This is a genomic window from Clostridium disporicum (genome assembly GCF_001405015.1).
GTDB lineage: Bacteria > Bacillota > Clostridia > Clostridiales > Clostridiaceae > Clostridium > Clostridium disporicum_B.
The window spans coordinates 1-6,610 of sequence record NZ_CYZX01000040.1 but is presented as its reverse complement, the minus strand read 5'-3'; the positions used below and the strand labels follow the sequence as shown (position 1 = coordinate 6,610).

Below are 6,610 nucleotides of genomic sequence, written 5' to 3'. Positions count from 1 at the left end.
TTATAACCTCCTATTTGTCGTGTCAAAAAACTTGTTCATTTAGAAATAATTTCATATAAATATATGAATAAAAAATAAAAAGACCGTCTACTGAAATGATTTTAAAAATCATTTCAGAGACAGCCTCTATAACAACCTATAACAATCTAAAATTATCTTCTAAAAACTCATTATAGCTATTTACTATCCTTCTCATAGATGCAACTTTAACTTTGGGTAATGATTTCATAATTATATTTTTCATACCTTTATCTCCTTTTAAATTAGAAATATAGCTTCTTAACCTTAAAAGTTTATATTCCTCTTCTTTTATAATATCCAATATTTCTTTTTCTTTAGATACTAGTATATTTTCAATTTCTTTAGGTTCATCTATTACTTTCTTTATTTCATTTATTGATAAACCCATTTGCTTCAATGTTATTATTTCATGCAATTTAGGCAATTGCTCTGTTGTATAATATCTATACTTTGTAACTTCATCTACATATCCTGGCTTTAATAAGCCTACATCTTCGTAATATCTTAATGTCTTTGTGGTTACCTTATTAATTTTTGAAAAAACTCCTATTGAAAACATCTTATCACCTGCGCATTTGATTTAATAACTTAAGTTTAATCCTTCCCCTTAGGTTAAAGTCAATATTTATTTTTTACTTTAGCTAACTTTTCAAGCTATAATCAAAAAGGAGCTGTACACTAATTATTTAGTGCACAACTCCATATATAGTCTTCTATATGACAAATGATTTATTCTTTATTTTTTCTATTTTTAACTAAAGCTAATAATGCCGTTAACCCTAATCCTAATGTGCCCATTATAGATGTATCACCTGTATTAGGATTTACAACAGTTCCACCTTGATTAGTTACATTTCCAATTGTGTTGCTTCCGCTTTCACTTGGATTAGTTTCATTTACACCTGTGTTGTTTTCACTTCCTCCTAGGTTAGTTCCGTTTTCACCTGTATTGTTTTCACTTCCTCCTGGATTAGTTCCGTTTCCACCTGTGTTGTTTTCACTTCCTCCTGGATTAGTTCCGTTTCCGCCTGTGTTGTCATCGCTTCCACCTGGATTATTTCCGTTTCCGCCTGTGTTGTCATCGCTTCCACCTGGATTATTTCCGTTTCCGCCTGTGTTGTCATCGCTTCCACCTGGATTATTTCCATTTCCGCCTGGATTTTCAATACTTCCATCTGGTCTTATAACACTTCCATCTAAGTTTTCAATACTTCCATCTGGTTTTACAACACCTCCATCTTCTGGTGTCATATCATCTCCATTTGGTAATACTACCATACTTCCATCTGGTACATTAACGCTTCCGTCTGCATTTACTGTTGGTGCTCCACCATTACCATTTGGTGTAACAACAGTTCCTCCTGGAACTATTATTGAATAATCAGCTCCTCTATCTGTAACTATAGTCCCATCTGGCAGTAATACATGTCCTCCAGTTGGTAATGTTACATTTCCAAATTCATCAACAGTTGGAATTTCGCCGTATATATCTGGATGTATAAGCGGCTTAACCATTACGTCGTCAGGTGTTCCTACTTGTCCATCTGGTCCTGGAACTACAACTGTTCCATTTGCTTTAATCTCTACTCCACTTGCTGTAGTAACATTTCCATTATTGCTTACTGAGCTTCCACTTGGTGGTGTTGTATCATATCCATTTGCTAAAACTACCATACTACCTTCTGGTACATTAACGCTTCCGTCTGCGTTTACTGTTGGTGCACCACCATTACCATTTGGTGTAATAACAGTCCCCCCTGGAACTATTATTGAATGATCATTCCCAATATCTTCAACTATAGTACCATTTTGCAGGTATACCTTTCCTCCAGTTGGTAATGTTACATTTCCAAACTGATCAATATCTGGAGCTTGTCCATATGTTCCTGGCACAATAAATACATCGTCAGGTGTTCCTAATTGGCCATCCTCTCCTGCAACTCTAACTATTCCACCTTGTTCAACAACTACTTTATTTTTTAAGTTAGCGCTTACATTTTTAATTAATAAGCTTTCATCACTAACATCTTCAATTATTGATATTTGTTCGTCAACTTCTGGAACTATAAATGTTTCCTCATTATTTATAGATACCTCATTTTGTAAGTCAGCATTTATTTCTTGAGTTAATAGGCTTTCATCTTTAACATCTGCAAATGTTGTTAACCCCATATTACTCATTGTTACCGCACCTGTTAATACTAAAATACTTGCTTTCTTTTTCATAATTTACTCCTTTTCTCCAATTTTCGACATATTCATTTAGATTCTAGCAACTAAAAGCATTTTTTTCAATAATAAATTGTTTTTTATTCATATTTTTATTAAAACTATGCATTAAATGAAAAAAAATCTATAATATGAAAAATAGTTTTTGTAAAATATTTAATTTAATTCAAACTTATATTATAATCATTTTTGGTGCAGTTATTACTATAATAAATTTAATAAAGAAAGGATACAAATGAAGAAAAAAGTATTAAAAACCATATGTAAATTATCTGTATTTGTATTTGCTGTTACATTAAATTTTAACACAGTTACTTTTGCAGATGAAAATTACGATTATAGCAATCCAATCTATTCAGAGGGAATCAATGATACCTTTGTATACGATACAACAGATAGCGTTATAACAACTAGGACAGACGTTCCACGTACTTTACCAAACGTAACTGGACTTTATGATATAACTTACTATCCAATTCCATTAATTAATCAAGTTCCAGATGAAGCTACCTTTGAGCTAATAAAAGCTGAAAATAAAGCAATTATGGACAAGGTAGAAGAAGATATTAAAAATGGAACATTAACAAAACATAAAGCAGCTGATGGACAATTTTATGGTACTGTTCCAGATGATGCTTTAGGTGTTGAAAAGAAAATATATATTAATACTAATGTTAAAGGAACACATTCATTAGCTTCATATGTTCCAGCTGGTGAAATAGCAACTGTAACATTAAATGATGAAGCTTTAAAATACGCTAAGCAAGGGAAAATTAAACTTAGCGTAGGTATGACTATGGTTGATGCAGAAGATTATCATTATAATCATAGCAACGAAAATCGTATGCCGTATTTAGGAAAAACTTTCTCTATTAGTGAAAGCGAAACTAAAGTAGGTACACCTTTTGGAGGAATGGTCTTTATAGAAATAGCTGAATCTGTTCCTTCAGGCACAAATATTGAGGTAGATATTAAAGGGGTAGTTGATACACCATATTATGATTTAGGTAAAACAACAGCTGAAGAATGGAAAGTTGCAAAAGATGCACCAGGTATATTTGCTGAAATAAGAACTCCTTATTTAAGATTTATACTTCCGGCTAAATTTATTCGTCATATTGAAGATCCTCAAAAAGCAGCAGAGTTTTGGACAAATGTAACTGCCTTAAGTGCCAATGCAATGGGCCTTGAAAACAGAACAACACCAATGACTCTTACTTTTGACCAATATATAACCGTTGGTATAGCATATGCAAATGTATGGAGCTGGTCATGTAATTTACCACCAGAATGGTCAAAAGATGCATTTGATTATGATGGTCTAGTGAAAAATGGAAGTTGGGGAATAATACATGAAATAAATCACCATTATCAAAGAAGATATAATTCATATTCTGATGAATGGGGCCTTGGAACTGATTTTACTGAAATAACTAATAATGCTTTAAGTGCTGCATCATATATTTTATATACTAATATAGCAGCTTCTAGAGGTGAAGAGGGAACTTATGATTGGAATAAGGTTGCAGATCCATATAGTAGTTTAAAACAGCAAATATTTGAAGGTGTTAAGTACTATCCAGGTGTACCGAATATAGGTAACTTTATGTTTAGTACATTTGCTCATGAAATTGGACCAATAAACTATGTTAATGTTATTAAATCAACTTATGAGGGAGGAACCTTTAACGGAATATATATTCCACCATATGATTATAAGCTTGAAAGTCAAGGCGGACTGAAGAGAGATGATAGATATGATGATATGGCATATAGATTTTGTGTGGCTGGTGGACGTGATTATACATGGTATATACAAAATGAATTATGTTGGCCATTGAAACAACAAACGATTGATGCGATAAAAGCCCTTAAATATGAGGAATTTATTCCAGTGCAAAGTGTATATGCAATGGGGGAAGTAGGCAGAGAAACAGGTAGACCATTCTATATTCCATCTAGTGGTTATACATTTGACTTCCAAAAAAGTTTAGTTTCACCTGGTAATGTAACTGTGATAGATGTATCACAGCCAAAGTACGGAGCTTTAAACTTAAGACCTGATGGTAAATATGATTATTTAGCTAGTAAATCAATGCCTGAAAATGCATTAGATGAATTTGTATTAACAGTTAGAGTTGAAAAAGATGGAATATCTCATGATACTAAATTAAACTGTACTATAGCTCTAGATTATAATTCTAGTATTGTAGAGCATTTCGATATACTTAAATGGGATATTTACGAAGCCTTAGATGCTTTAAAGACAGGCACTCCATACGGAACTTCAACATCAACTGGAATGAGAATTGATGCAGCAGAAGGTGATAAATTATCTAGAAGCACCGGATATTTTATGGTAGATGAAGATGGAGAGTATGAATTCCAAGCTTTCGGGGATGATAGAGCTGCTTTTCAATTACATTCAAATAATAAAACAACATTACAATCTGTAGCTAACGCTTATGCAAAGACTGCTGAAGATGCATTTAATCTTTCTCAACAACTTGATGATCAAGGCAGACCTAAATCAACTAGCTTTACAGTAAAATTAGAAGCTAATAAAGCTTATCCATATACATTAGTAGCTAAAAATACTGGAGGTATAGGCTGGGCTGATGTAAATATTAGAAAAACTTCAGGAGATACTAGTTGGAAATCAATAACTAAGGTCTATTGCAACTTAGATGATGTAGGTAAAATTACAGATAAAAACTTCATAATGCCAGACCCTGAGTATATTAGACCATCAACATTAGCAACAGCAGATGAAACTTTATTAAAAGGATTAACAGTTATTAGTACTCCACAAGGAGTTGTTCCTAATAATGATCCAAACTCTCATAATGAAGGTATTAAAGAAAATATAGTTGACGGAGATATATCTACATATTTCCACTCATCTTATGATGATTCTAATAGAACACCTTTCCCACATGAGTATATAATTGATTTAGGTGAAGAAAAATCTTTTAATAATCTAGAAATATATACACGTCAATATGACCAAGTTGGTGTAATAGGAGATTATGAAATATTTATAGCAGATGAGTATAATGGAGATAAAACTGTTTGGACGCAGATACATGAAGATAAAACAAGAAAAGACAATTCAAGTGCCCCTGCAGACATAAAAATATCATTACCAGAAACAAAAGCTAAATATTTAAAAATTAGAGCTTTAAATAATAGAGATGGCCGTAATATAACAATAGTTTCAGAGGTAAAGTTATCAAATAAAACAAATGTAAAAAATGTAATAGCTCAGGACTCTAGCTTTATACAATATGAAGGAGATTGGAAGAAACATTCTAATGGAGCCTTTGTAAATGGTGCAACATACAACACAACTACTGGTTACTTTATGTATTGTTTTGAAGGAAATGAAAGTAATATATATGTAGTTAAAGATGTTGAAGTAGAAATTAGAGTCGATGGTGGTAAGTGGGAAAAAGTTAAATTAACAGGATCACTAAGAGAACCTTCAATTACATTAAATATGCCAAACGAAGGTAAGCATGTAATAGAAGTTCGTGCTATAAACGAAGAAATAGCTCTTAATATGATATCTACAGATGGTACTTTCTATAAAGGAAAAGCTCCTGCTAAATCAAATCCACCAGTTATACATGGTGCTAATAATATAACAATAGGAGTTGGACAAGTTGCTACCTTCGATAAGATGAAGGACGTTAGCTACACTGATGATATTGATACAACTGGATTACAGATAAATGTAACTGGAGAATTAGGTGAGCCTACTCCAGGAACAAATAAAGATTATACATTAACTTATACTGTAACAGATAGTGACAGAAACACTACAACTGTAGATAGAATAGTAACAGTAACAAATCAATTCCCAGTAATAACTGTATTAGATGACATAGTAATAAATGAAGGTGAAGGTACTGGATTTGATTTCTCTAATGGAATAACTGTAACAGATTTAGAAGATGGCGATTTAATGCATTTACTAAAATTACCTACAATGGACTTAAGTATCTTAACTGAAGGAAATTATTCAGTAAAATATGAAGTAACAGATAGTGATAATAATACTACTGTAGTCGAAAGAAACATAATAGTATTATCAAATAAAGTTAATGATGAAACAAAACCTGGAGGAACTCCTGATGTACCAAATACTCCTGATGCTCCAGCGGAAAAACCTGATGGAACTCCTGATGTACCAAGTACTCCTGATGTTCCAACAGAAAAACCTGATGGAACTCCTGATGTACCAAGTACTCCTGATGCTCCAGCGGAAAAACCTGATGGAACTCCTGATGTACCAAGTACTCCTGATGTTCCAGTAGAAAAACCTGATGGAAATCCTGATGTACCAAATACTCCTGAT

3 protein-coding genes are annotated in these 6,610 nt (G+C 32.6%); 1 reads left to right on the top strand and 2 read right to left on the bottom strand.

Annotated features, from left to right (window positions below; all coding sequences use genetic code 11):
* Positions 1 to 136: 136 nt before the first annotated feature.
* Together ARA56_RS15970 and ARA56_RS15965 are read right to left on the bottom strand one after the other, a co-directional pair.
* Positions 137 to 580: a MerR family transcriptional regulator gene (locus ARA56_RS15970; RefSeq protein WP_084759089.1), complete on the bottom strand. Its 444-nt coding sequence runs from the start codon at positions 578 to 580 to the stop codon at positions 137 to 139.
* Between the two features lie 170 nt (positions 581 to 750).
* Positions 751 to 2,247, bottom strand: a complete 1,497-nt coding sequence (locus ARA56_RS15965; protein WP_055268468.1) for a hypothetical protein — start codon at positions 2,245 to 2,247, stop codon at positions 751 to 753.
* 238 nt (positions 2,248 to 2,485) lie between these two features.
* Between ARA56_RS15965 and ARA56_RS15960 the strand changes: the two genes are divergently transcribed.
* On the top strand, positions 2,486 to 6,610 hold a 4,125-nt coding region (locus ARA56_RS15960; RefSeq protein WP_172675784.1), incomplete at its 3' end, for a M60 family metallopeptidase.

Excerpts from the sequence above, each read along its gene's own strand:
- ARA56_RS15970 (WP_084759089.1), bottom strand. The coding sequence starts at position 580 with ATGTTTTCAATAGGAGTTTTTTCAAAAATTAATAAGGTAACCACAAAG.
- ARA56_RS15965 (WP_055268468.1), bottom strand. The coding sequence starts at position 2,247 with ATGAAAAAGAAAGCAAGTATTTTAGTATTAACAGGTGCGGTAACAATG.